Consider the following 461-nt stretch of genomic DNA (forward strand, 5'->3'; position numbering starts at 1 on the left):
GCCGATGTCGAAGCCCGGCCGCGCATTGCGCATCTGCACGCCGATGTCCGGCAGCTGGAAGCCCTGGCTGAAGTTGGCGTACAGCTCCTGGCCGCGGACCGGCGCGTAGGTCAGGCCGGCGTTGAACAGGAAGGCGTCGTAGCTGACCGAGCCGCCCTGCACCGAGGCCGGCGACGCCACCCGCGACTGCGACAGCGGCACGAAGTCGCCGAAGCGGGCCGTGGCGTACTCGTAGCGCGCCCCGCCCTGCACCGACCATTGCTCGTTGAAGCGGTGCTCCAGCTGGCCGAAGATGCCGGTGCTGCGCGAGGTCAGCTCGGGCATGTAGGTCAGGCGGCCGGTCTTGCGGAACACCCGGCCGCCGCTGGCGTCGTAGGCGGCGGCGTCGAACACGTCGATCGGCATGCCGCTGCGTTCCTGGTTGAAGTCCATGCCCCACAGCAGTTTCGACTGCTCGCCCA

The 461-nt window shown here is 69.6% G+C and carries 1 protein-coding gene; it reads right to left on the minus strand.

All coding sequences use genetic code 11. The annotated features are described in order from the left end of the window. Positions 1-461, minus strand: a 461-nt coding sequence (locus tag RISW2_RS23180) for a TonB-dependent receptor domain-containing protein (protein ID WP_156944005.1), incomplete at both ends; no start/stop codon positions are given.

It is taken from the genome of Roseivivax isoporae LMG 25204 (genome assembly GCF_000521865.1).
In the GTDB taxonomy this organism is placed as follows: Bacteria; Pseudomonadota; Alphaproteobacteria; order Rhodobacterales; family Rhodobacteraceae; genus Roseivivax; species Roseivivax isoporae.